This window comes from Leptospira inadai serovar Lyme str. 10, from assembly GCF_000243675.2.
GTDB classification, from domain to species: Bacteria; Spirochaetota; Leptospiria; order Leptospirales; family Leptospiraceae; genus Leptospira_B; species Leptospira_B inadai.
Genome location: NZ_AHMM02000015.1, coordinates 957,787 through 982,711, shown reverse-complemented (window position 1 = coordinate 982,711; position 24,925 = coordinate 957,787). Strand labels below are relative to the sequence as shown.

General features: G+C 45.5%; 24 protein-coding genes. 16 read left to right on the top strand and 8 right to left on the bottom strand.

All coding sequences use genetic code 11. The features are described 5' to 3' along the window. Positions 1 to 5 precede the first annotated feature (5 nt). The 4 genes from LEP1GSC047_RS08195 to lcpA all read left to right on the top strand — a co-directional run bounded on the left by LEP1GSC047_RS08195 (position 6) and on the right by lcpA (position 2,545). Positions 6 to 362, top strand: coding sequence for a hypothetical protein (locus LEP1GSC047_RS08195; protein WP_010410531.1), 357 nt, complete (start codon positions 6 to 8; stop codon positions 360 to 362). A 16-nt stretch (positions 363 to 378) separates the two neighbouring features. After that, the gene (locus tag LEP1GSC047_RS08190; RefSeq protein ID WP_020988294.1) at positions 379 to 1,380 is read left to right on the top strand and encodes a YheT family hydrolase; all 1,002 of its coding nucleotides are present in this window, start codon (positions 379 to 381) and stop codon (positions 1,378 to 1,380) included. 69 nt (positions 1,381 to 1,449) lie between these two features. Further along, positions 1,450 to 1,995: a DUF4416 family protein gene (locus tag LEP1GSC047_RS08185; protein ID WP_010410533.1), complete on the top strand. Its 546-nt coding sequence runs from the start codon at positions 1,450 to 1,452 to the stop codon at positions 1,993 to 1,995. Further along, a complete protein-coding gene (lcpA, locus tag LEP1GSC047_RS08180) occupies positions 1,970 to 2,545 on the top strand; it encodes a complement regulator-acquiring protein LcpA (protein ID WP_020988365.1) in 576 nt (191 codons plus the stop codon). The genes LEP1GSC047_RS08185 and lcpA overlap by 26 nt, the downstream gene beginning before the upstream one ends. 20 nt (positions 2,546 to 2,565) lie before the next feature. On the opposite strand, the gene LEP1GSC047_RS08175 is transcribed toward lcpA, so the two are convergent. Further along, positions 2,566 to 3,309 (bottom strand): diacylglycerol/polyprenol kinase family protein, encoded by a 744-nt coding sequence (locus LEP1GSC047_RS08175; RefSeq protein ID WP_010410539.1) that lies wholly within the window; start codon positions 3,307 to 3,309, stop codon positions 2,566 to 2,568. Between the two features lie 22 nt (positions 3,310 to 3,331). Continuing rightward, the gene (locus tag LEP1GSC047_RS08170; RefSeq protein WP_020988242.1) at positions 3,332 to 3,682 is read right to left on the bottom strand and encodes an STAS domain-containing protein; all 351 of its coding nucleotides are present in this window, start codon (positions 3,680 to 3,682) and stop codon (positions 3,332 to 3,334) included. A 46-nt stretch (positions 3,683 to 3,728) separates the two neighbouring features. Between LEP1GSC047_RS08170 and LEP1GSC047_RS08165 the strand changes: the two genes are divergently transcribed. The 4 genes from LEP1GSC047_RS08165 (at position 3,729) to LEP1GSC047_RS08150 (ending at position 7,214) form a co-directional block, all read left to right on the top strand. Next, entirely contained in the window at positions 3,729 to 4,475 is a 747-nt protein-coding gene (locus tag LEP1GSC047_RS08165) for a hypothetical protein (protein WP_010410543.1), read from the top strand. After that, on the top strand, positions 4,465 to 4,812 hold the full coding sequence (locus LEP1GSC047_RS08160; RefSeq protein WP_020988464.1) for a hypothetical protein: 348 nt from the start codon (positions 4,465 to 4,467) through the stop codon (positions 4,810 to 4,812). The genes LEP1GSC047_RS08165 and LEP1GSC047_RS08160 overlap by 11 nt, the downstream gene beginning before the upstream one ends. 41 nt (positions 4,813 to 4,853) lie before the next feature. Then, entirely contained in the window at positions 4,854 to 6,347 is a 1,494-nt protein-coding gene (locus LEP1GSC047_RS08155; protein WP_010410549.1) for an LIC12015 family putative lipoprotein, read from the top strand. Between the two features lie 459 nt (positions 6,348 to 6,806). Beyond that, positions 6,807 to 7,214: a helix-turn-helix domain-containing protein gene (locus LEP1GSC047_RS08150; RefSeq protein ID WP_010410551.1), complete on the top strand. Its 408-nt coding sequence runs from the start codon at positions 6,807 to 6,809 to the stop codon at positions 7,212 to 7,214. Positions 7,215 to 7,339: 125 nt separating this feature from the next. Here LEP1GSC047_RS08150 and clpB read toward each other — a convergent pair whose 3' ends face one another. Continuing rightward, positions 7,340 to 9,919, bottom strand: coding sequence for an ATP-dependent chaperone ClpB (gene clpB, locus LEP1GSC047_RS08145; protein WP_010410554.1), 2,580 nt, complete (start codon positions 9,917 to 9,919; stop codon positions 7,340 to 7,342). A 244-nt stretch (positions 9,920 to 10,163) separates the two neighbouring features. Here clpB and LEP1GSC047_RS08140 point away from each other — a divergent pair, with 244 nt between their 5' ends. The 3 genes from LEP1GSC047_RS08140 to LEP1GSC047_RS08130 are packed head-to-tail and all read left to right on the top strand — an operon-like array spanning position 10,164 to position 14,873. Next, complete coding sequence (locus LEP1GSC047_RS08140; RefSeq protein WP_010410556.1) at positions 10,164 to 11,981, top strand: sodium-dependent transporter; 1,818 nt, start codon at positions 10,164 to 10,166, stop codon at positions 11,979 to 11,981. A 7-nt stretch (positions 11,982 to 11,988) separates the two neighbouring features. Beyond that, positions 11,989 to 13,986 carry an ATP-dependent DNA helicase gene (locus tag LEP1GSC047_RS08135; RefSeq protein ID WP_010410559.1) on the top strand — a complete coding sequence of 666 codons (1,998 nt, stop codon included), beginning with the start codon at positions 11,989 to 11,991 and terminating at the stop codon, positions 13,984 to 13,986. After that, positions 13,983 to 14,873 carry a hypothetical protein gene (locus LEP1GSC047_RS08130; RefSeq protein ID WP_010410561.1) on the top strand — a complete coding sequence of 297 codons (891 nt, stop codon included), beginning with the start codon at positions 13,983 to 13,985 and terminating at the stop codon, positions 14,871 to 14,873. Before LEP1GSC047_RS08135 ends, LEP1GSC047_RS08130 begins: the two co-directional genes overlap by 4 nt. Here the strand turns inward: LEP1GSC047_RS08130 and LEP1GSC047_RS08125 are convergent. Continuing rightward, complete coding sequence (locus tag LEP1GSC047_RS08125) at positions 14,845 to 15,636, bottom strand: tetratricopeptide repeat protein (protein WP_010410562.1); 792 nt, start codon at positions 15,634 to 15,636, stop codon at positions 14,845 to 14,847. The two genes, LEP1GSC047_RS08130 and LEP1GSC047_RS08125, sit on opposite strands and share 29 nt — an antisense overlap. An 83-nt stretch (positions 15,637 to 15,719) precedes the next feature. Next, positions 15,720 to 17,027 (bottom strand): asparagine--tRNA ligase, encoded by a 1,308-nt coding sequence (gene asnS, locus LEP1GSC047_RS08120; RefSeq protein WP_010410564.1) that lies wholly within the window; start codon positions 17,025 to 17,027, stop codon positions 15,720 to 15,722. 80 nt (positions 17,028 to 17,107) lie between these two features. Here asnS and folD point away from each other — a divergent pair, with 80 nt between their 5' ends. The 5 genes from folD to LEP1GSC047_RS08095 all read left to right on the top strand — a co-directional run bounded on the left by folD (position 17,108) and on the right by LEP1GSC047_RS08095 (position 22,341). Then, complete coding sequence (folD, locus tag LEP1GSC047_RS08115) at positions 17,108 to 17,962, top strand: bifunctional methylenetetrahydrofolate dehydrogenase/methenyltetrahydrofolate cyclohydrolase FolD (RefSeq protein WP_010410566.1); 855 nt, start codon at positions 17,108 to 17,110, stop codon at positions 17,960 to 17,962. Positions 17,963 to 17,978: 16 nt separating this feature from the next. Continuing rightward, positions 17,979 to 18,944, top strand: a complete 966-nt coding sequence (locus LEP1GSC047_RS08110) for an acetylxylan esterase (protein WP_010410571.1) — start codon at positions 17,979 to 17,981, stop codon at positions 18,942 to 18,944. Continuing rightward, positions 18,941 to 20,353: a cysteine--tRNA ligase gene (gene cysS / locus LEP1GSC047_RS08105; RefSeq protein ID WP_010410575.1), complete on the top strand. Its 1,413-nt coding sequence runs from the start codon at positions 18,941 to 18,943 to the stop codon at positions 20,351 to 20,353. Before LEP1GSC047_RS08110 ends, cysS begins: the two co-directional genes overlap by 4 nt. After that, positions 20,350 to 21,090, top strand: a complete 741-nt coding sequence (rlmB, locus tag LEP1GSC047_RS08100; RefSeq protein ID WP_010410578.1) for a 23S rRNA (guanosine(2251)-2'-O)-methyltransferase RlmB — start codon at positions 20,350 to 20,352, stop codon at positions 21,088 to 21,090. Before cysS ends, rlmB begins: the two co-directional genes overlap by 4 nt. Before the next feature lie 108 nt (positions 21,091 to 21,198). Continuing rightward, the gene (locus LEP1GSC047_RS08095; protein ID WP_010410580.1) at positions 21,199 to 22,341 is read left to right on the top strand and encodes an esterase/lipase family protein; all 1,143 of its coding nucleotides are present in this window, start codon (positions 21,199 to 21,201) and stop codon (positions 22,339 to 22,341) included. A gap of 62 nt (positions 22,342 to 22,403) precedes the next feature. Here the strand turns inward: LEP1GSC047_RS08095 and hisF are convergent, their stop codons facing one another. The 3 genes from hisF to gatC are packed head-to-tail and all read right to left on the bottom strand — an operon-like array spanning position 22,404 to position 24,918. Next, complete coding sequence (gene hisF, locus LEP1GSC047_RS08090) at positions 22,404 to 23,171, bottom strand: imidazole glycerol phosphate synthase subunit HisF (protein ID WP_010410583.1); 768 nt, start codon at positions 23,169 to 23,171, stop codon at positions 22,404 to 22,406. After that, on the bottom strand, positions 23,168 to 24,631 hold the full coding sequence (gene gatA, locus LEP1GSC047_RS08085; RefSeq protein ID WP_010410587.1) for an Asp-tRNA(Asn)/Glu-tRNA(Gln) amidotransferase subunit GatA: 1,464 nt from the start codon (positions 24,629 to 24,631) through the stop codon (positions 23,168 to 23,170). Before gatA ends, hisF begins: the two co-directional genes overlap by 4 nt. Further along, positions 24,628 to 24,918, bottom strand: a complete 291-nt coding sequence (gene gatC, locus LEP1GSC047_RS08080; RefSeq protein ID WP_010410589.1) for an Asp-tRNA(Asn)/Glu-tRNA(Gln) amidotransferase subunit GatC — start codon at positions 24,916 to 24,918, stop codon at positions 24,628 to 24,630. The genes gatA and gatC overlap by 4 nt, the downstream gene beginning before the upstream one ends. Positions 24,919 to 24,925: the final 7 nt, after the last annotated feature.

Genomic DNA, 24,925 nt, shown 5'->3' with positions numbered 1-24,925 from the left:
AGGTTTTGTCGGACGCTCCAAGAATCGAAGACGTCCTCAAGGACTACCTGTCCAATCAACAGGGAGGAAGTCGGGATGCGGACGAAAAGCTCTGCACCCTACTTCTGGAGTTTTCCGAATTATTATTCGGAGAAAACGAAGACCAAAAAGAAGATCGAATCACTTTAAAGAATCTCGGGTCATTCGAGCTGGATGAATTCTTACATTTTTTCCTTACCGATATGCACCCGGATGATAGTCTCGTTCAGAGTCGGGCAAAGGATTTTTTGAAACGATTTAGAAAGTTTTTGGAAAAAAGAAATCTTCTCGGAAAGGCTCAGTTGGAAGATTGGAAGGAATTTTTTCAAGAGAACGGAATCTAAATCGCGAGCCTCTGTTATGGAACACCTGCCCTTTCGCCCTAAACGATTCGTTTCAGGAAAACACGCTCAAACGATCTATAATACTTTTTTTCCACCCGCAAACCGATTACGAACCGATTACTACTGCGAAGACGTTCTTCTTACGGTTAGCGGAAATTCGGGAGACACTCTTTGGTTAGAGCATAATCCTCCGATCTCCAGCTATAAACGAGATTCTATTCCTTGGAATGGGACTTACATCGTTATGGTTCACGGCATGGAAGGAGACTCGGAAAGTCCGTATCTTATTTCGCTAGCCCAAACCGCGTTAGAAAGAGGGTATGGAACTCTTCGAATGAATTTACGAAATTGCGGAAAAGGGAGAGGATACGCAAAATATTCCTATTATGCCGGACAGTCCGAAGATTTGCAGGATGTTCTAGATTTTGCAAGAGATTCCCTCTCCGCAAAGATCTTCGTATCGGGGTTCTCTCTTTCCGCGAATCTAGTACTGAAATTTTTCGGAGAACGATCGGACCGGACAGCGATGGCTTTTTCCGCAGTATCTCCCCCTTTGGATTTGGCAAAAAATTGCGCGTTTATCGATTCCATGGCGGGTCGCTTTTATAGGGAGCATTTCCTGAATGCCTTTAGAAAAAAAATTAAGGAAGGAATCGTGGAATTAGCGCCTGAGATAAGAGCCAATCTTAGCGACGTAAAAACATTCTTCGATTTCGACGATTTAATTACGGCCCCCACGTTCGGATACAGAAGTGCATTAGATTATTATAATATCAATTCCTGCAAGAATTACATTCGCATGATACGTCATCCCGGAATTCTGGTACACGCCGAGGACGATCCGGTGGTCCCCATTTTCGAATGGGATTCCATTCCGTGGGAAAACCTTCCGAACCTACGGGTTTTGCTCACTAAAAAAGGGGGTCATGTCGGATTCTTGTCCGATCGAAGCCCGGCAGTTCCGGACGGCCATTGGGTCACGAAAATTCTGCTGGATTATTTCGATTCCAAATTATAGTCTGATCTCCAGGGATTCTCGACGGGCGCACCGAAAGCCTTTATGAGCGGAAAACAATTCTAAGCAGACGTGAAACAAAAGCTACCCGCAACTAAGCAACGTAAACCTTTACCCGCATCATTTTTCTTAATCGTATCTTTCGAGAATCAAGAAGCTTACTATAAGTTGAAGGAAAAAGCGGAAAACACTTTCTCCCAAACCCTATATGAATCACAGGCCCTCCCTAAATGGAGTCATCAATTCGCAAACTTCTTGGATTCCCCTCTGGGACGACAAACCAGGATACTCTCCTTTAAACGTCGTATCTCGAGAGAGGAATTACCCAGCTTGCAAAAAGAATGCCTTAAATTCCAGGAGCAACTCCGGAAAACGGACGAGTCCTTTCGAATTTTTCCCGGCTACCTGACGCCTTACAACCTAGTTTTATCTTTCATCGAAGAGGATTTGCATAGAATCTATCTTTTTCACGGAGCATTTGCCGAAATCATATACACGTATCAAAGTCAGAAATGGATATGTCAATCTTCGGCTCCGGAATTTTTTAAAGCGCCCGAAGTGATTTACTTTTTTACAAACTTGAGAGAATCATATGTACTTTCCCTGGAAAAACGCTAAGATCCTTACTCTTCTTATCTTTCTCGCTAGCTGCGAACCGGCTCCTCTGCGGGTCGAAAAAGTGGAGTTATGCGATTATTTTACCCGCTATGGAAATTGCGAGGAACCGACTCCCCTCAATCGAAAATACGACGTGAAAATTCCCAATAACAAAAAACCTCTCACCTGGGAGGACTTGGGAAACTACCTGTATTTTCACGCAAGGGAAACCCCGGGTTTCATCCTACGCATGAATCGAAAATTCACGCCGGAAGAACAAAGAGGGATCCGAGAATCCTATGCAGCCATTTACGAATTTGCAGGGGATCGTGGAAAAATGGAGGGCTTCGAAGTCGGGGAAGATTGGATCGGGTCCTTTAATTATTTGGGCAGTATGATCAAAGCTAAGCAAAAAAAAGAAAATCGATTGAAACTGTATCCTTATGAAACTAGCCTCTTTCCGACCGATTTGGAATTTAGTTGGACTTCGCCCTGGTTTAAGGGAAGCACCAAAACAAGAATCGATTTCGTATATTCCGTACTGCCACCGGAACCGAAATCGACTCCGTAAAAATTCGTCGGTCGAATTTCTTAATAAAACATATCCAGAGGATTTAGGAAAATTCGGGAGCTATCGATTCCCAACACCAGAAAAGCGATGACCCCAAGCACAAAAGCGGATACCACCGGAATCAATAAATTATCGTCGATTAAACCGTTCCAGTAGGTCCCGCTATATAGTTCCGTAAATGCCGCAGTAACGATCGCAGGAAGAATCAAAGTTAAATTCTGCGAAAATTCTCCCGAACCGTATTGATAAATTCCCAACGCTTTCGGTTGCGCCTGAATGACGTATAAAAACCAAAGCCCGACGATTAAGGTGGAAAGGATAAATGCCACGATCCCTTCCTTGGATTTTCCGTTCGCGAATCGATTTCTTCCGAAATGAACTCCTACCCATGCCGCCATCGGATCTCCGATCACCAAGAACAGCATCGATAAGATCGTTATATCCGGAGGAAAAAATAGAACAACGAAGGTAATGGATAGAAAATAAGGAAAGGTTCCGTTGATCCTATATTTCTCTTCCTCTTTCAGTAAAGGCCCGGCAACTTTTACGAATAAATTTTGAACCGCCTGGATCCTAAATCGGGAGAATTCCAAGATCACAAGTAAGCCTAAAGAGAAGAATAAGAGGAATGTAAGAATCACCCAGGTAGCGTGCTCCAAACCGAATCCACCTTTGAAGACGTCGAAATAATAGCAGACCGGTATCAAGAGGCCTAATAAATGCCAAGCCTTGCGAAAATAATTAAAGGAAGCGGGGTTTGTCATTTCCAATTTTCTAAATCCTAATTCATCTTTTAGAAGCGATCTTTAAAGCCGCTTCCTCGTCTCCGGCGATCAAAAAAAAACCGTTTAAACCGGCCATCCTGAATACGTTGGTGATGGCCCTCGAGATATTCACTAAGACTAGCTTATTTTTATTCCCGAAACTCACCTGACTCACTTCCTTTAAGGCCTGAACACCCGTAGAAGAGATAAGGTGCACGTCTTCCAGATCCATAATTACGGGACCTTGACGGACGGCGACAGAAAGAACGTCCCTAAATTTTTTCTCCGTAAAGGAGTTGATAGAACCCTGCAATTTCAGAACTTGAACGCTGTCTATCTTTTCCGTCGAGATTAAAATCTCGTTCAGGATCATAGCTTCCTCGATTGGTCAGAATACGGAATTTTCCGAAAAGATACAAATGGTTTTTCTGCTATTCACTTCCGCCTTTCTCTTTTTCAAATCGTACAATTTTCCGTTTTCCGGCGTATTAATCCTCGGAGTGACCTTGACTAGCTCGATGCTCGTACGGTCCGGAATCAAACCTCTCAATCCATTCGTATTACTATTTCCTCTCACTCTATGTATCACATCGCTCTGGGACGGCTCCTCGCCCGAGGATATCCTTGATTTAATCTGCCTCAGTTTAGCCGGTATCATTTCCTGCCGGGATATTTCACGGTTTCGGGGGCCTTCCATTTCGATCTTTCGGGAAGGGGTTTTTTCACTCTTATTCGCCTGTGGAATCATTTTTTCTTACTCGAAGGAGGAATATTCCGCTTTTCTCGCTCCCGGAATGGGGGTCTTATTTCTACGTGGAATTCTGGGAAAGAAACTTCGAACCGTCCTACTCTCGCTATTACTTGTCGCTAGCACGATCGGATTTTTAGTTTCCGATCCATCTCAACCATCCGAGCCATCTTTCGCGAAAGCCATCCTACTCTGTTCGGCGATTGGAATTCTTCTTTTTTACGGTAAGGAAGGCGAAGGGTCCGAAAAGATCATTTTCTTACTTTCTTTTTTACTCGTAGCGGCCTCCCGTCCCGGACCGGAATTTCCGGGTTATACTGTGGGTCTCTTCTTTTCGTACTTGCAAGAAGAGACCCAGGAACCAGACTCCGAAATGGGTGGTTCCTCCTTAAATGGCAGGCATTCTTATGAAGATTAAAGTTGCTCACCTTCTACGAAAAACCGAGGAGATCGAACGAGATCTTACCGAATTGGGAAAGATTAGGGATCGAATCGCTGCCGACCGGGATTATTCCGAATCGCTTCGAGACTCGATCGGCGCCGAAATGCGAAAACTAACGGCTCAAAGAGATGAAATGCTTTCCTTATCTACTAAGGAAACTCCGAGCGATTGGAACTCTCCGTCGCCCCCCTCCGGTGCGAGAGCCGCGGAAGGATTGTACCAGGATAACGAAAAACGACTCACTCAGGAAATATCCGTTGAAATCCAAGGAAAGCACTCGCAACCTGCCCGAAAGACCATTCACAAATACTGATCCTCCCTAAACTCCGTAAAACCAGGTAATAGAAAAGAAATATGAGTAAAAAAATCATAGTACTCTCACTCTTGGGCTTCCTGTTTGCCGATTGCAAATTGGATTCCGACGTACTCGCCTCTTTTAAAGGCGGAACCCTAACTAGAAAAGAACTAAGACTCCATTATTTTTACAGCTTAAAAGGCAGAAAGGTGGATGAAACGACAGCTTCCGTCGAAAACCAAAATAAGGTTTTGGAAGAACTCAGTCTTTTAAAAATCGCGGAACTCTATAATAAAGATCATTCCTTGGTCTCCGAAGGGGACATGGAAAGATTCCTGAAATATTCCGAACCGCAATTTGCATTCTCTCTCTACCGCAAGAAATTCGAGGATCAAATTACGAAAGAAGGTAAAGTAAGAATGGCCTTCATTCGAGTCTTGCTAGTGGCTTCTCCCGACCCGACCACAGGAAAGACTTTAAGGCAAAAAGCGGACGAGTATCTGGAGCAACTCAAGAAACTTTCCTCCAAGAAAGACGTCGCGAGATTCGTATCGGAGAATACCGAAGAGCCTCAAAGAAAGTCGGTAAGCGGAGTACTAGAACCTGCCTGTTTGGATTGCGGGAATGACCCGCTCTCCGCAATTCTTTCCAAGGCCGCCGAAAATAAAGGGCAATGGATTTTAGAGGAAAGCGCAGGTAAAATTTATATCTTACGTTCCGAAAGACTCGAAAACATCTATCTAGCTAGATTAGAAAAACTTTTTAAAAACGAATTAGGCAAACAAAGGGATGCCGCCAAGGATTATCTTAAGAAAGATAATTTAAGCGAAGATGATAAGAAAAACTCGAAGTTCTATTCCGAATTGCGGGTCGAAGAAATTGCGGGCCAATACGCGGATTACTATAAAAATAAATTTCTGGCCGAAGCTTGGAAAAAGAGTATCGACCAGGTGATGACGGAGTCCGGTTGGGAACCCGCGCAAATCTCCCAAGCGAATATCGGGGCGATCACTCCCGAGACCGTTCTCTTAACGGATAAAAAGACCGGAGAAGTCGTTCGTTATAAGGAAGTATTAGAAAAATTTAAAGATTTTGCGGCGATCAGCGGTACGGATGCGACTCCCGCGAAAGACGAAAAATCGATGGTGATTAACTTCTATTCTTCCCGATATCTGCCGCTAAAAATCGGAGAACGCTCGGAGGCTATTAAGCGAATTCGGAACTCCGACGAATATAAAGAGTTGTTCCCGATTCAAAGACGATTCCTAGTATTGCCGCTTTTGATGAAGAAAGTGTTTCCGCCGAAGATAGACGTTACCGAAGCGGAAATCAGAACCACTTACGAAGCGGGCAAAATGTTCTCGTATTCCAAACCGAATCCGACCAACCAACAAGAACGGATACCTCTTCCCTTTGCGGACGTGAGAGAAAAGATTCGTCAAGAGTTATTGGATTCTAAAAAACAAAGCCTTGCCCAGGAATTTATCGGTAAATTAAAATCCGAGTATCAGTTGACGGTTGCTACCGAACAACTTAAGTCCGGAAAGATTTAAATACCTGGTCAGAAATTTCGTATCGCACCAAGCCTCGGTCTTATTTGACCGAGGCTTTTTTATTCGATTTTAGGTTTTCCCTTCTTTTCATAGAATAATGCAAAATGCCGTCATTTTTAGTGCCAGCGTAACGTGTAAAAACCCTCTTAAGCGGATCTCCTGAAATATTCTTCGGAAGTCAGCGCCGATTTGGAGTTAGATAGTACGTTCTATTTTTAGACGGTATTTCACTTACTTTTCCGATCTAAGAAAAAGGGACCCTGTTTAAATGGCACGAATTTTCGTCAAAAGACCGAGATTCTTACTGACGATCCTTTTTTTAGTAAGAATCGCATGAAATAGGAAAAAAATTGTAGCCCAACTAGTGAAACGGGACGTAATGGAAATTTATTCTTGAGCCTATATGACGCATGAATAGAACGGTAAAAAAGAGGGGATAGAATGAATAACCACATCTACATGCTCCGAAAAAAACGGGGTGTCAAACAATACGATATGGCAAGGGCTTTGGGCGTTTCCCCTAGCTACCTCTCCAAGATCGAAACGGGAAGCCAGGCTCCTACTGAGAAATTCAGACAAGCTTGTGCGAAATATTTGAAAACCACTCTTGATAAATTATTCAACGACCGTCCGGTCGAAGATGTTTATCCCGAATTCAGCCAAGGCCTCACCAACAAACTCTGGGCAAAACGTAGAGAGTTGGGAATTAAGCAATATGACATGGCAAAAAAATTAAAGGTTTCCACTCCATTTCTATCTAAAGTAGAATTGGGTCTCTTGGAACCGCCAGAAGAATTTAAGAACATGGCCTCTAAGGTCCTAAAAATGAAAAAAGAAGAATTGTTTTTACTGAAAGTAGAATTCTGATTCAAAAACGGGAGGCTAACTCGCCTCCCGTTCATTCTAACCTTTTTCTCCCTCGGAAATTTGCATCCCCAATGAACCCCGGCCTCTACCGGGGTTTTTATTTGAAGACTGCCTTAGGAATCGAGTCAGCCTTTTTTAATTTCTACCCGACCAACCTGATAGTCTACGTTCACTTTTTGCCCCTGCTGAAAGTCCCCTTTTAATATATAGGAGCTGAGTGCATTCCCGATTTCTCTTTGGATTAATCGCTTGAGAGGTCTTGCTCCGTATTCCGGATCGAAACCCGCTTTGGTGACGTATTGCTTCAGAGCAGGAGTGAAGCTGACATTCAAACCGTTCTCCTCTGCTTTCTTTGACATGATCTGCAATTGCAGTTCGGAGATTTTGGAAAGCATCGCTTCGTCCACGGACTTAAACAAAATCACCTCGTCCAAACGATTTAAAAATTCGGGTTTGAACTGTTTCTTCAGTCGTTGCTCGACCAACCTTTCCTTTTCTTCCGCGCTGTATTCGGGCGAACCCAATATATCGGATCCTAGATTCGAAGTCAGAATAATCACTGTATTCTTGAAATCCACGCTCCGCCCTTTACTATCCGTCAATCTACCTTCATCCAGAATCTGCAGGAATACATTGAAGACTTCAGGATGGGCTTTTTCCACTTCATCAAAGAGTATGACCGAATAGGGTCTTCTTCTTACTGCCTCGGTGAGCTGCCCGCCCTCTTCATGTCCGATATAACCGGGAGGAGCTCCTATCAATCTGGCTACGGAATGCGCTTCCATATATTCGCTCATATCGATCCTGAGCATCGCATTCGGATCGTTAAAGAGGAATTCCGAAAGAGCCTTTGCAGTCTCCGTTTTACCTACTCCCGTCGGACCGAGAAAAAGAAATGTTCCGATCGGTCTATGCGGATCGGCCATCCCTGCCCTTGATCTTCGAATCGCTTCGGATAATAAAGACAAGGCATGATCTTGCCCGATTACTTTTGCCTTGAGAGCTTCCTCCATATCTAGAAGCTTTGCCTTTTCGCCTTGAAGCATCTTAGAAACCGGAATTCCGGTCCAGCGGGAAACGATATTCGCGATATCCTCCTCGTCCACTTCCTCTTTCAAGAGACGGCTAGCTCCCGCGATCTTTTTAAGCTCCTCGTTGGCCTTTTCCATCTGTTTGTCGAGTTCGATTAATTTACCGTAACGAATCTCGGCCACACGGTTGATCTCTCCCCGTCGTTCGGCTTCCGCTTCCAGGACCTTAAATCGGTCTATCTGTTCCTTAATTTCCTTAATCTTTGCGATCTTGGATTTTTCCAAATCCCATCGTGCCTTGAGAGTCCTGAAGGTCTCCTCTTGCTCGACCAATTCCTTTACCAATATTTCGGTACGTTGCTTGGAAGCAGGATCCGTTTCCCGTTTTAGGGCTTCCCTCTCGATCTTAAGGGATTGGATCTTTTTACTGAGACGATCCAATTCTTCCGGCATGGAATCCATTTCGATCCGCATTTTAGAACTAGCCTCGTCTATCAAATCGACGGCTTTGTCGGGTAAGAAGCGATCGGCGATATAACGATTGGAAAGAGTCGCGGCCGCAACCAACGCGGAATCCAAAATCTTAATTCCGTGATGTAACTCGTATCGGTCTTTTAATCCCCTGAGAATCGTTACCGTTTCTTCTACGCTCGGTTCTTTAACGAGAACCGGTTGGAATCTTCTCTCTAATGCGGCATCCTTCTCGATGTATTTCTGGTATTCCTTGAGTGTCGTAGCACCGATACAGCGCAGTTCTCCCCGAGCCAACATAGGTTTGAGCATATTCGACGCGTCCATCGCTCCCTCGGTCGCCCCGGCTCCGACGAGAGTATGAATCTCGTCTATAAAGAGAATGATATTCCCCTCGCTCTGCTTGACTTCGTCTAAAGTAGCCTTGAGTCTTTCTTCGAATTCTCCCCTATATTTAGCACCGGCTATCATAGCCCCTAAATCCAGAGCATAGATAATCTTATTCTTAATTCCTTCCGGAACTTCTCCCTGAATGATTTTGTTCGCCAATCCTTCTACGATTGCGGTCTTGCCCACGCCGGGTTCCCCGATAAGAACAGGATTGTTTTTGGTCCTTCTCGTCAAAACCTGGATGGTACGACGAATTTCCTCGTCTCTTCCGATAACCGGATCTAGCTTTCCTTTCTTTGCGAGCTCGTTTAAGTTCTTCGCATATTTTTTAAGAGCGTCCACCTTGTTTTCCGGAGATTCGTCCATAATAGGTTGTCCTTTCCTTACGTCTAAAACGACTTTCAATAATTTTGCATAGTCCAATCCGAGTTTTTGAAATTCCTGCCGTAGCGGGGAAATTCCGGATCGAACAAATCCGAGAAGGACATGATCCGTGCTAAGATAATCGTCCTTTAGCTCCTTTCGCAACGCTTCGGAATTTTGCAGGAGGGACACGGCCTCTCTCGAAAAACCCCTCTCGGTGTCACCTTCCACCTTGGGAAGTTTTTGAAGCGCGGACTCGGTCCTTCGACGAAATTCATCCAGAGGCAAACTCAATCTAGAGAATATCGGTGGCGCAAATCCGTCTCCCTGAGATAGAATTTGAGCTACGATATGTTCTTCCTTGATTTCAGGATGTTTTAAATTTCCGGCCGTAGTTTGTGCTTCCGACAAAGCTTCATTTAGTTTTACGGTAATCTTATCCAATTTCATTTTCTATCGCCCCAGCCAGGGAGCATCTCTCTTCCCCGGTTGTAAATTTAGACTCCCACGCTTAAAGAACGGCCTAATTTTCTGCCACATAGTCAGAGACTTTTTTCTTAGATTTATGTCCCGTTTTTTTCCTTTCCTTAAATGGAAATCCTTTTGACAAACAGAGTTCTTCTCGTGCGATTATGATTCATCTTCGCTTTCGAGCTGAAAATAGCTCGGAAATCATCCCCATACGGAAAACGCAATGCCGAATCAACCTGTTAAGGAACGCTGGAAATCCCGCACTGGACTCATTTTAACCGTGGCCTCGGGAGCGATCGGTCTGGGTAATTTTTTACGATTTCCGGGACAGGCCGTTCAAAACGGAGGCGGAGCCTTTTTACTTCCTTATATCGTAAGTTTCATCTTAGTCGGAATTCCTGTCTGCATCACGGAATGGGTCATGGGACGACTCGGCGGAGAACAAGGTCATAGCGCGCCGAATCTCTTTCGCTCATACCTGTCGGGAATTCCCCTTCGGCTAGTCGGAGCCATCGGGATTACCATTCCGCTTCTTATTTACGTATATTATGTTTTTGTTGAGGCCTGGTGTCTTGCTTACGCTTTCGATTTTGCCACCGGCCAGGTCAATCTCACCATGAACGGGAATAATCAAAGCGCCGTTATCGCGACCGCTACGGATTATTTTCAAACATTAGTCGGTGCGAAAGAGAACGGTTCCGCCATTGCCGGAAAGATTTTCTACGCGACCCTCGCCTGCTTTCTCATGAATTTTATTTTAGTATACCGCGGAATTGCGAAGGGAATCGAGATTTTTGCCAAGATCGCGGTCCCGCTGATGTTGATCTGCTCCGTGATCGTTTTAGTCCGAGTTTTAACCCTGGAGGGAATCGAAATCGGATTGGGAAAAATGTGGAACCCCGACTGGAATTCGCTCGGGCAGGCCAAGGTTTGGATTTCGGCGGCGGGACAGATTTTCTTTACGCTATCCGCAGGCTTCGGGATCGCACTGGTATTTTCCAGTTATTTAAAACGGGAAAACGATGTCGTCTTATCTTCCTTATCCGCGGCGTCATTAAACGAATTCGTGGAAGTCGCATTCGGCGGAATGATTACCATTCCGGTGGCCTTTTTATTCCTAGGTCTGACCGTCACCTCGTTCGGAACCTTCGGAATGGGATTCATCGCACTGCCGTCCGTTTTTGCTTTGATGCCGGGAGGACAGTTTTTTGGAGCGATTTGGTTCTTCGTTTTGTTTTTGGCCGCCCTTACCTCCTCGGTCACGATGCTTCAGCCTTGGACCGTCTTTTTGGAAGAATCATTTCATGTGAGCCGGAGGACTTCCAGTTTCCTTTTATTTCTACTTACCTTCTCCCTTTCCTTTCCCATCTTATATTTTAATAAGAACTTTAACGCTCTCGATCAGGCCGATTTCAGGATCGGAACCGTTCTAATCTATATTCTTGCGACCATACAAATCCTGATTTTTGGTTGGGTAATCGGAGCGAAGAAAGGGCTGGAAGAAGGATACCGAGGCTCGCATATCAAACTTCCGAATTTTTTTTGGTGGATCATCAAGTATGTGACCCCCACATTTCTGTTAGTTATCTTCGGTATGTTCTTATACCAAAATCTGGAATCCTATATCAATAAGATGAGCGTGGACTGGATGATAGCCAATGCCGGTCCGAATACGAGCCCGGAAGAGGCTGCCGTCCAGGCCTTAGTCTCCCGTTACGTTTTTTTAAGCATCGTAGGCGTATTCGCATTCTTCTATTTTCTAGTTCACCGGAGCCTGAAAGGAAAGGAAGAGGCTGTCACAGAAAAGGATTTCCGGAAAAAATATATATTGCCTGCCGTTCTGGGTGGATTCGGATTTATCTTAGTCATCGCGTACAATTTCTTTCCGTATAGAAACGGTTCGATTTCTTCTACGCTTACTTCCCTACCGGTCACGGAATTAAGCATAGAAGGAGCTTTGACAATGGGATTTTCCTTAGGTCTGGTTTCCTTACTTTCTCTGTATTGCATCGTAAAACTTTTCCAGACAAGGAACGATTGAGGGATTCTTGGGTAAGACAGCAGAGCAATTTTCCAAACTTTCGACTCTTTGGCCCGAATTCGAGTCCAGGCCGGGTCAGATCCAAATGGCGAACGGAGTCGAAGAAGCTTTCCAGGAAGCGAAGCATCTAATCGTAGAGGCGGGAACCGGAGTCGGTAAATCGCTGGCCTACCTCATTCCGGCGGCACTATCCGCACTGGAAAACGAACAGACCGTCGTAATTTCCACGGAAACCAAGGCCCTCCAAGACCAGTTGATCAAAAAGGATATTCCCCTCGTATCGGAAATTTTAGGCGAAGAAATCCGCGCCGAGGTGGCGATGGGTGCCTCCAATTACGTATGCAAGCGAAAACTAGGAAACGTTCTTTCTCAGGGAACCTTCGGTCCCGAAATGATGGATCATTTGGAGTCCTTCAAGAACTGGGTCTCCCTCAGCCAAAGCGGGCGTCGTCAAGAATACGACGGTTACGCATCATTCGATTTTTGGAATAAGGTCACTCGCGAAGCGGATTCCTGCCTAGGCAGAAATTGTCCGAACTTTTCGCATTCCTTCTATTTTTTGGAGCGAGCCAAATGGCAAAAGGCCCATATCCTCATCGTAAATCATCATTTACTCGCCGCGCATATCGCTTCGGACTTCAATATACTCCCCGAATTTAAGAAACTCGTAATCGACGAGGCGCATAATTTTCCGGAAACCCTGGGCTCGGCATTTCGAATCGAATTATCTTCCGGCGAAATTCAAAAACTTCTTCAACAAGTTTGGAACTCCCAGAAAAAAACGGGACTTGCGGTCAAACTCGGTTCGCCGAAGATCAATGATTTAGCGACCCAGGCCGGCGAAAAACTTTTTTCCTGCTTTAACGCCATCGCCGGAGAACTCCCTTTGAATTTTTACGGTTCACAAAGAATTCGTAAAGTTTTGAAAATGGACGGAGGAGCGTTCGAATCCGATTTGGATGCGTTGGAGCAGACTCTTCTACTGGAATTAAAAAAATACAGCAAAGAAAGCGAGGAACTAAGCGAAAAGGAAATCGCGCTGGAAATAGAAATGCTCGCCAATCGAATCGGTAGCATCGCCGAAGGGCTGCATCTCTTCCGAACCATGGATGGCGATGAACGCGTCTATTGGGCCGATCCTCCCAATCAAAAAACGAAGGAACTATATCCGAAACTTCTCACTCAACCCTTGGAATCCGAAGCGATCTTAAAGGAAATTTTAGAGCCCCGAACGGAGAGTATCATATTCACTTCCGCGACTCTCGCAACGGATAAAGGAAATCTAAAGTATTTTAGCGAGAGAATCGGAAAACTTCCTTCCAAATCCAAGATCGTTCCGTCTCCCTTCCCCTATGAAAAGAATTCCATTTTATTTCTCCCGAAAGATGTACGGGACGCCTCCGAAAACGCCGAAGGTAATTCCGCGGATTTATCCCGCTATATCGTAAAACTGATCGAACTGACCCAAGGTGGAACCTTCGTACTATTCACTTCGAACCGCTCTTTAAACGAGATCCTAGAGATAGTCCGCCCTGTTACTAAATTTCCCGTTTTTTCCCAAATTGAGATGGGCCCCGAACCGGCGAAGAGCGCTTTCTTATCGGAAGAAAATGCCGTGTTGTTCGGCGTTTCCACGTTCTGGCAGGGAGTGGATATTCGAGGAGATAAACTTCGCTCGGTAATTCTGACTAAGCTACCTTTCCAACCTCCGAATGATCCGGTACTGGAAGCGAGGAGTGAAAAGTTAAAGGAGAAAGGAGGAAATCCCTTTCGGGATCTTCAGCTTCCGTACGCTACTACGATCTTAAAACAAGGATTCGGGAGATTGATTCGGTCCGAAAAAGATACCGGAATCGTCAGCCTTTTGGATTCTAGAGTTTGGACCAAGTCTTACGGAAAAGATTTAATCTCCGCTCTTCCTCCGGCTAAGAGAATCTCGAATTGGGACGAATTGAAGATCGAATATTCAAAATTACCGAAGTATCTCTCGGGAGCGCTCCGATGAAGGAATTATTTTTTTCCAAACGCCCATTGGTTTTGCTCGCCTGCGTTTTTTCGACTCTGATCCTTCCCGTTTTAGCATGGGAATCCAGGGACAAAACGGATACGATCGTGGATTGGAAATCCGGCGAGATCCGCAAAACCCTAGAGCTTAAGTTACCGAAGATCGTTTTTCATCCCGACGATCCGGATTATAATCGGGAAGGTACCGCAAAGAATTTAACCGAAGCGCGTAATATCGCCAAAGAAAAACTTCGGGAAGATTTGAAGAAATATTTATTTCGCGGTATGGAAAATTTGAGACTGGATTCCGGTCGTCTGCTTAGGGAGAAGATAGCCGAAGACGAATCGTTTCGAGAAGTCTTTCAGGAATTTTACGGAAAGGATCCCATAGAAATCGAAAACCGTTTTAAGGAAAATCGTCTGAATGCGACGGGAATTATTCCCTTAAAAGGGAATAAAGGAGTCTTTGCCCATATCCTAGTTCCTTACGGGTCGGAGAATTTTCCCGAATTCGTTTCTTCCGATCTGCCTGCGGATTCCTATACGGGCCTTATCGTCGATGCAAGACATCTAAAGGCAGAGCCGGCGCTTTTTCCGGAAATTAGAAACGAAGACGGAGTAAGCCTTTATTCTCCTTTATTCCTAAAAAAAGGAGCCATCGTAAATAATGGTTTTGTAATGTATCTTTCCGATCCCAAGGAAGCGATGAGGAGGGAATTTACCGGAGATAAGCCCTATATCGCGATGGCTTTATCCACGTCGGGAAAATATCCGGTCGATTTAGTGGTCTCTACCGAAGACGGAGAAAGAATATTGGCCTCCCCTAAGACGAGAGAGGCGCTCCGAAAAGGGAAAGTGATTATTTTACTTGGGAAACCAGAGAAGTGAAAACCTCCTCGGCTTTTTTATACGATTCCGAAAAGAGATACGCATAACCTAAATCTAATAGTTCCTTCTTGGATAATTCTTTGCGGCGTTTTTCGTAGACGGAAATACTCCGAATGATGGGAGCATACTCCGTTACTTTTTCCTCATAGGAAGGAATTTCTCCCGCACCTGGCAATTTTTCCAGAATGTCTTTTGCCTCCTGGAATTTTCCAAGCTGAACCAGACATAGACCTAGGGCCGCAAGAACGTCCCGGTCCTCTTTCAGGATGGAGGAATTCTCCTTAAAGGCGAGTAATGCATCTTCGAATTTGCGAAGATGATACAGGGAAAAGAATTCTAGTTTGGCGAAATAATTATCCTTAAACAGCGCCTTGTAACGCAGGATCAAATCCAAAGCGGCCTTATGTCCGCCTGCGTCTTCGCAGGTTTTAATTCCCGTTTTCAGGATGGAATAAGAAACGGGGGATGAAGAAGCCTTGAAATATTCGTGAAACAGCAATGCCGCTTCTTTTACTCTTCCGTTGGCCCTATGCAGGTATCCGCCTAATAAAGGAGTCAGAACCGTTTTGCCTTCCAAAGGAAAATTATTAGCGCTTTCTCCGCCGGTTTCGAATTCGGTGATGGCCCTAAGATGATTGATAAAAACATTTTCGGGATGTCTCTCCGCGATACGGATGACTTCCTCATAGGATCCAGTTTCGAAGAGTTCCCATACGGACTCTTCCAAAGAGACTTGAGTAGAAAGGGCTGCACTCTTAGCCATACAATACCTCTACTTCTGATATCGGTGCTTGTACGGGATTTCGGAGTTTTTTTTCGATTCCCCCCGGACTTTCCTTCACCCCTTCAGGGATACAGTCTTTCCATCATTCTAGGAAAGGGGATGCATTCCCGAATATGGGGCAATCCGCAAATCCATGCGATCAGGCGCTCGGACCCTAGACCGAATCCGGAATGCGGAACGGATCCGTATTTGCGTAACTCCAAATACCATTCGTATGTCTCCACGGGAAGTTTCTCCTCCTCGAGTCGCTTAACAATCGTCTCGTAACTTTCTTCCCGCTCAGAACCTCCGATGATTTCTCCGACCCCGTCCGGCGCGATTAAGTCCGCATTTAATACTGTCCTTGGATCCGCCGGATTCACTTTCATATAAAATGCTTTTGCCTCTCTCGGATATTTCTGAATGAATACAGGTCCCCCGAATTTCGCGGTCAGCATTTGTTCACGCTCGGAATTGATATCGTCTCCCCAAACGATATCCTCATTTTGAGACTGTAAATATTCAAGAGCGTCCTTATAATCGATTCTAGGAAACGGTTTTTCCATGTAAGAAAGTAGCGGAATCGGATCTCTTTCTAAAATCTTCAACTCGGGCAAACAAGCTTCTACGGTTTGCTTTACGATCGTCTTAACAAAGTCTTCCTGCAATCGTAAGTTTTCTTCGTGCCGAACGAATGCGGATTCTACTTCCAGCATCCAGAACTCCGTCAAATGACGGCGGGTCTTACTTTTTTCCGCACGAAACGTTGGCCCGTAACAATACACCTTACTATGGGCAAAGATGGCCGTTTCCAAATAGAGCTGGCCGGTTTGCGCCAAAAATGCTTTTCCTAAATCGAAATATTCGGTCGAAAACAGGGTTCCCGCCGACTCTCCGATCGATCCCGTCAATATAGGCGTATCGATTAAGGTAAACTTTCTTTCATGGAAGTATTTTCGAATCGTAAACGACACCTCGTCGCGGATCCGAAGAATCGCCAACTGCTTGCTGGATCGTAACCAAAGATGACGTTGCGAAAGTAAAAAATCGATTCCGTGCTCTTTAGGAGTGATCGGATAATTTTCAGAATCCCCGACTTTGCGAAAGGAATCCAATACAAGTTCGAAACCGATCGGAGATTTTTCGTTCGCAACCAACGTACCGGTTACTTCCAAGGAAGTCTCCTGTTTCAGGTGCTTCACTTGGGTGAAAACTTCTTCTCCCAAAATTTCCTTCTCGGCCAGAACTTGGAGAATTCGTCCGGAATTCCTCAGGCTGATAAATTGACGAGCGTTGGAACCTCTGATCCCATGTAGCCAACCGGGTACGGTAACGACCCGTCCCTCGTTTTCGGAAAGTTCGTTTAAGGAAATCGTCTTCGTTTCGGACATGATCGTATTTTAGCTCTCCACCATCACTGAAAAGGATTATTTTCGGATGACATTCCGAGCCGAACCGAAATCCTGATTCCATGACTGCGGTACTCCTGGACGGAAAAAAACTCTCACAAAAAATCAAAGACACGATCGCGGAAGAGATTCGCGCCATGATCGCCTCCGGAAAAAAACCGCCCAAGTTAGCCACGATCCTGGTAGGCAATAATCCCGCCTCGGAAACCTACGTGAGTATGAAAGTCAAGGCCTGTCATTCCGTCGGAATGCTTTCCGAGAAAATCGAGCTTTCCGAATCTACGTCTACTCAGGAACTTCTCGCGGTCATCGATACCTTAAATCGGGACCCTGATACCCACGGAATCCTTTTGCAGCATCCGACTCCCCCGCAAATTGACGAGAGAGCCGCGTTTGACAGAATCGATCTTAAAAAAGACGTGGATGGGGTTACGACACTATCTTTCGGAAAACTCTCCATGGGTGTGGAAACCTATCTTCCCTGCACTCCGTATGGAATGATCCTTTTACTGAAAGAGTACGGCATAGATCCGGAAGGAAAGAGGGCTGTCGTCGTAGGAAGGTCTCCTATTTTAGGGAAGCCTATGGCGATGCTTCTGACGGAAATGAACGCGACGGTTACGCTCTGTCATTCCAAAACCAAGGATTTGGAAGAAATCGTTCGCCAAGCGGATATCGTCGTAGGCGCGGTCGGCAAACCCGAATTCATAAAAGCGAGCTGGATCAAGCCGGGAGCAGTTCTTTTAGACGCAGGATATAACCCCGGTAATGTGGGAGATATAGAAATCTCGAAAGCCTGGGAAACCTCCTCTCATTACACTCCGGTTCCAGGCGGAGTCGGTCCAATGACCATCGCGGTCCTATTATTGCAGACTCTCTATTCGGCAAAAGATCACTTTACACCGCCGCTAAAATGAAAACGATGTATCCCTGATGGCTATCAGTTTCGACGAATGCTTCCAGACATATCCCTCCCTACAACCTCCGGCCGATCTGGATGATTTTTGGACCGATGCCGTTCGGGAATTGAAAGGCTTTCCGGTTAAAAATCAGACCAAAGCGCTTCTAAAAGGAACTATCTTAAAGGAGACGATTTACGATATCTCCTTCCAATCCTACGGAAACGCGACGTTAACCGGAAGTTTGGTGATCCCCCGAAAACGCGGAGATTTACCCGTACTGGCATACTTTCACGATTATGCAAAAGACCGCCCTCAAATCATCAAGGGGCTTACCGAGGCCGGGGTCGCTCAGTTAATCCTAGACCTTAGAGGGCATGGATCCCAGCTTATTCGTCCCGTTTTAAAAGAAGGGGAATTCCCCGATCCCGACTGGACCCCCGGATATTTCCGCAAGGGATTGGAAGTAAAAGAATCCTTCTTTCTAAAAGGGATGTATCTGGACGTGATCCGCACGATCGAATTTCTCCGACTAACCGACGGTATCGACGGCGATCGAATTATTCTGGCCGGGAAAGGAATCGGGGCGGCTCTTGCCGCGTTCGGAGCCGCCAACTCCGGTCGAGTAAAGGGAATTATATTAGAAACTCCTAATTTTTGCCATGTAGACGATGCTCAATTAAGATTGGGGACGAGTTGGACCAAGGAAATCGCGGAGCAGCTCGCCCTTTCCAAATCCAAAAAGACCGTCTTACGTAAAAACTTGGCTTATTTTGACACTCTGAATTTTTCCAAGAAAATCAAAATTCCGACTTTAGTCTCCGTCGGAATGGAAGATCAAGTGTCCCATCCGAAATCTGTCTTTGCTCTTTTCAATCATCTTGTTTGCGATAAACGAATGCAAGTGTATCCGACCGAAGGAAACGAAGCCGGAGTCGCAGGAGATAAACAAAACTTAGCCAACTTAGAATTTGTGAGAGAAATATTATTTTCGGAATGAGAGAGGTTCGCTTTTATAATTCGCTCACCGGGAATAAAGTCCGATTCTCCCCCGACGATACCAACCGAGTAAAAATTTACTCATGCGGTCCGACCGTTTATAATTTCGCTCATATAGGAAATCTACGCGCATTTTTATTCGTAGATCTTCTGCGCCGTTCCCTAAAAGCTCTCGGTTTTATTCCCGATATGACGATGAACATAACCGATATCGACGATAAAATCATTCGGGAGTCCATTCAAAAAAAGGAAAGTATTCTCGATTTCACTCGTCCTTGGACGGAAGCGTTTTTCGAGGATTTAGAAACGATCGGTATCGAAAAGCTAGAGCATTATCCGAAGGCGACCGACTCCGTTCCTGAAATGGTGGAAATCGTTCACAGACTAAAGGAAAGGGGGTTAGTTTACGAAAAAGAAGGAAGCCTTTACTATCCGATTTCCAAATTCGGATCGTACGGAAAGCTATCTCATATCGACGTAACCGGAATGAAAACGGGAACTCGGTACGATACGGACGAATATGAAAAGGACGATGTCAGAGATTTTGTCCTATGGAAATCGCCGAAAGTGGAAGGGGAGACTTCTTGGGAAACGGATATCGGCACGGGTCGCCCCGGCTGGCATCTGGAATGCTCCGCCATGATTCGGAAAATCTACGGATCCGGAATCGATATCCATACCGGAGGAGTAGACCTTACCTTTCCTCATCACGAAAATGAAATCGCACAGAGTGAAGGAGCGTATCCGAATGAAGTTTTCGTAAAATACTGGCTTCACTCAGAACACCTTCTTGTGAACGGGGAAAAGATGTCCAAATCCAGAGGGAACTTTTACACCCTTCGCGATTTAATTTCGAAGGGAGCAGAACCGAAAGCTATCCGATTCCTCCTACTGACCACGCATTATAGATCTAAATTGAATTTCACGTTCGAGCGTTTGGAAGAAGCGAGGCAATCCGTTCTAAGACTGCAAGCCTGCGTAAATAGACTTTTGGAAGCGAAGCAAATTTCACAGGTCGAAAAATCCGACGAACCTCCCCTCCCCGATCCCAAACTCTGGGAAGATATGTTGGACGCACTGGCCGACGATCTAAATATCTCCAAGTTCCTGGCTTCGACGTATGAGGCGGTGAGAACCGTCAACCAACGTATGGATCAACTCGGCTGGGGAAAGTCGGAAATAGAAGACGCGATTCGATTTTTCGAGAGAGTCGATCGAATTTTAGGCGTCTTAAGCTTCGATCTAAAAAGGGAATCTTTGGATTCCGAGATCGACGAGTTAGTGAAGCAACGGCTAGAAGCCCGTAAGAATAAGGACTTTGCGCTCTCCGATAAAATTCGAGATCAACTCAATGATATGGGAATCGTAATCGAGGATACCAAAGAAGGCCTTCGCTGGAGAAGAAAATGAGCAAGTCGGACTATATATATGGAAAACGTAATATTTCCGAAAACCTGGCGCGGCATCTTGAAACCGGAACAGACCTTTCGTTTCGGGAAATCTGGGTAAAATCCAATCCGAATCACGAATTGAGAGAAATACTGGAAAAGCTTCCTTCCAGCGTAAAGATAAACGAAGTTTCGCTGAGCCGATTGGATCAGTTGGCTCCCGGCGTAAATCATCAGGGCATCATTGCCGAGAGAGTTCTCCTTCACACCGGAGACAAAAAATCCTTCGACGAACAATTAGAAACTTGTAAAGGACCGATTCTCATCCTAGATCGAATCCAGGATCCCGGGAATTTGGGAAATATTCTTAGAACGGTGGAATGCTTCGGAGTGGAAACGGTTTTGATTCCGGAAAGAGATTCTTCCGGAATCACTCCAGCGGTGGAAAAGACCGCGTCCGGAGCGCTCGCATATCTAAACGTATATCGGGTCGGAAACCTGGCGCAGCTCATAGACAAACTTAAGAAACGAAATTTCTGGGTGGTGGCAACCGCCGATCAAGGAGAGGAAGATTGGTCTAAGGTTCCCGCCTGGGAAGAGTTGGTCATTCTAATGGGAAACGAAGGTGACGGGGTAAAGAGAATTCTATTGGATAAATCCGACTTTGTCCTTCGAATTCCGCTTCATGGACATATTTCCTCATTGAACGTAACCGTCGCGACCGGAATTACCTTAGACCGACTTAAAAACCGACCTTAGTTTTGTCATTTTTTTTGCGATTCATTTGCATCCTTGTTCTCGATTCGTAATCGGGATAGGAATTTTACTGCTTGCGAAAAGTTTATTCGATCATAACATCATCGAATCATGTTCGGGTCCGCTTTCGTTAGGAACCTTCCGGCACTACTCTTATTCCTTTTCTCTTTTAGTTATTGCCACGTTAACGATCTAAAAGCCCGATTGAGTCCTCATACTCATAAATCGAATCAGGATAAATTATTAAATTACATTTTATTCGAATATTATACCGAAACGAATCATGCTCTCTATCGCTATATAAATATCTTGAGTCCTGTCGCCGCCACGAAGTCGCAAATTAACGCGGATTTTTTCGGAGATCCGTCTATCGGGCAGGTCGCAGGAAAGACGAAATTGATTTTCATTCACGGATGGGATTTTACCGAAAGGAATACGGACCCTCCGACTGATAAATACAAGAAGGTCAGCAATTTGCTCGGAACCTGGAACCAAGCTTTGGAGTTCGTCGATAATAATATCTCGAATGTCTATACAAATTACGAGATATACGTGTTTACGTATAGAACTTCGGATTACATTTCCAATAATGGACGTCGCTTAATCGATACGTTAAATGCAAATTTTTCCCCGTCGGATAAGGTGATTCTTTTAGCTCATTCTATGGGCGGACTGGTTTCCCGCGCGGCGCTTTACCATCCCGATAATACGAAAGATATTATCCATAATATCGTCAGCCTAGGGACGCCCTATTACGGTTCACCGTTTGCTTCGCCCCAGTATCAAAACAACGATTTATCCGCCATCGGTAGTATCGTAGGATTCGTGACCGGAACGCCGGGAGGAAAGGACCTCGGTTATACCAACGGAGGAACGTTAGGATCTAATCTTTTACCGGGAGAATACATTTCTAATTCCTATAACGGATATTTGGAAAGTCTTCTAGGCCAAATGTCGAAGGATTCTAAAGTATCCGTGTATTACGGCAATTTGGCGGGTAGTTGTTCCGGGCATGACATCATCTACGCGAGCGGCTGCACGATCTTGAATTCGACGACCCCTCAATTTCCCAATACCGACGGTATCGTAACCACTTATTCCGGGCAAATGTACCATAACCCGGTTGCGGGAAGATTCTCTCAAGCCGGATTCGATCATTCCCAAATGTCGTTTCGGAACCCCGCCAATCCGTCCAATATTGCTGCAGCACAGGCGTTCTTTACGACCGTTATCACGTATATTAACGGACTTTGATATGCGACGACGGGAACGTCGATTTAGGAATCGTTTAAATTGAGACACGTAAAAAATGACGTTTAAAGTCTGACCTTAATACCCATCTCTCGCATATTCTCTTTGGTCTCTCGAATCGTATATTCTCCAAAATGAAAAATGGAAGCGGCCAGGACGGCATCGGCCTTTCCCCGAAGAATCGCTTCCACCATATGCTCCGGGTTTCCGGCACCGCCGCTAGCTATAATCGGAATCTCAAGATTGGAAGAGAAAAGCTTTAATAGACTGATATCGAAGCCTTTCTTTGTTCCGTCACGATCCATCGAAGTTAGTAAAATTTCGCCCGCGCCCCTTTCCTGAGCTTCACGCCCCCAGTCTAGAGCCTCCCTTCCGGTCTCGGTTCTGCCGCCGTGCAGAAATATCTCGTGCCGATTTCTTTCCTTGTGAAACTTAACGTCGACCGCGCACACGATACATTGCGATCCGTAAATCTCCGCGGATTCCGTGAGCAATTCCGGATGTTGGAATGCCGCAGTGTTAATCGAAACCTTATCGGCTCCTTTCTCTAAAACGGCTTTCACGTCGTCTAAAGATCGGATCCCGCCACCGACGGTAAACGGGATGAAAATTCTTTCGGCTACCGCTTCCACTAAATGGATTAGGATGTCTCGTTTATCGCTCGAAGCGGTAATGTCTAAAAAACAAAGTTCATCCGCCAGATTGGTTTCGTACGCAACCGCCGATTCAACCGGATCACCGGCGTCGACTAAATTTACGAAATTCACTCCCTTTACGACCCGACCGTCCTTAATGTCCAGGCAAGGAATGATTCTGGCAGTCAATTCACTCATCGAATGTCATCCGGAAACGAAATTTTCAGATCTTCCCAACTTGAAAGGGTCTGAACAAAGCCGAAAATTTTGTCCTCTCCCAGAGACGGTCCGGTTACTTGGAGTCCTATCGGTAATCCCTTGGAATCCGTTCCGATCGGTAAGGATAAAGCGGGAACTCCCGCTAAATTAACGGAGGTTGTTAATATATCCGCTTTGTACATCTGTATCGGATCGGAAGTTTTCTCGCCGACTTTAAACGCGGTAGTCGGAGAGGTCGGCTGCAGAACCAAATCCACTTTAGAAAAATAAGATTCATATTCTTTTCGAATCAAAACCCTCGCTTTCTGAGCCCGACCGTAATAGGCATCGTAATAACCGGCCGAGAGGGAGAATGTGCCGAGCAGAATCCGCCTCTTTACTTCCTTGCCGAAACCCTCGCTTCTACTGGCCACGTACAAATCCTCCAGTTTTCCGCTAGGATCTTTTCTCGCTCCGAACCGAATCCCGTCAAAACGAGACAAATTGGAGGAACATTCGGCGGTCGCAATAATATAGTAAATCGGAATCGCCGAAGATAATTTAGAAAAATCTAATTCAATTAGCTCCGCACCCTTTGATTTCAATTCTTGCAGAACGTTTTCGTACGCCTTCGCTACCTCCGAATCGATTTCCGAAGTCATCCTCATGGTTCCGACCTTTAAGCCGGATAGATTTAGGGATTTTACTACCGACGAGTCGAAGTTAGGAATCTTTCTAGAAGTTGAATCCCTGACGTCCTCACCGGATATGACCGAATAGACGTCGATGACTCCTTGAAGATCCTTGGAAAGCGGACCGATTTGATCCAGGCTGGAAGCGTACGCGACTAGGCCGTAGCGAGAGACGGTTCCGTAAGTCGGTTTCAATCCGTAAATCCCGCATAATGAAGCCGGCTGCCGAATGGAACCTCCCGTATCGGAGCCCAAGGAAACCGGCACCATCGAGGCCGCCACTGCTGCCGCAGAACCTCCCGAGGACCCGCCGGGAATTCTAGTCGTGTCGAAGGGATTCGTGGTGATTTGAAACGCGGAATTTTCGGTGGAAGAGCCCATCGCAAATTCATCCATGTTGGTTCGAGGAAAAAGAACGAATCCTTTTTTTAAAAGGCGATCGACGGCGGTCGCATCGAAAGGAGAACGATAATTTTCCAAGATCCTAGAGGCGCATGTAGTCAACATGCCCTTAACGCAAATATTATCTTTTATCCCGATCGGGATCCCGTCGAACTCCGACAAGGCCTTTCCGTTCTTCCGACGCTCGGTGCTCTCGGAGGCAGCGTTCAAAATAAATGCTTTTTCAACCGATAAGAAGGCTTTTATTTTCGCGTCGACGGATTCGATTCTTTCCAAAAGCGATTTTGCGAGTTCCGACGGAGTAAACTCGCCTGCATTCAGGCCTTTCTTTACTTCACTGTACGTTAATTTCCAAAGAGAGTTCATGTTTCGATTACCTTAGGAACTACGAAATATCCGTTTTGAAAGCTCGGCGCGAACGCCTCGATTTCCTGCCGGGTCAGTCCATTCTCGACTTTATCCTGGCGAACGAAATTCCCCGAATTCGGATACAATTCCTCTTCGGTGACGGAGCTCACGTCGAGTTCCTTTATCGTATCTACATAATTTAGTATTTTATTAAAATCTTGGAGAAACGGTGCGACTTCTTCGGAACGTATTTTAAGTCTAGCCAAATCTGCGATTTTTTTTAAGGATTCTTCGTTCAAATTCACGAGTGCG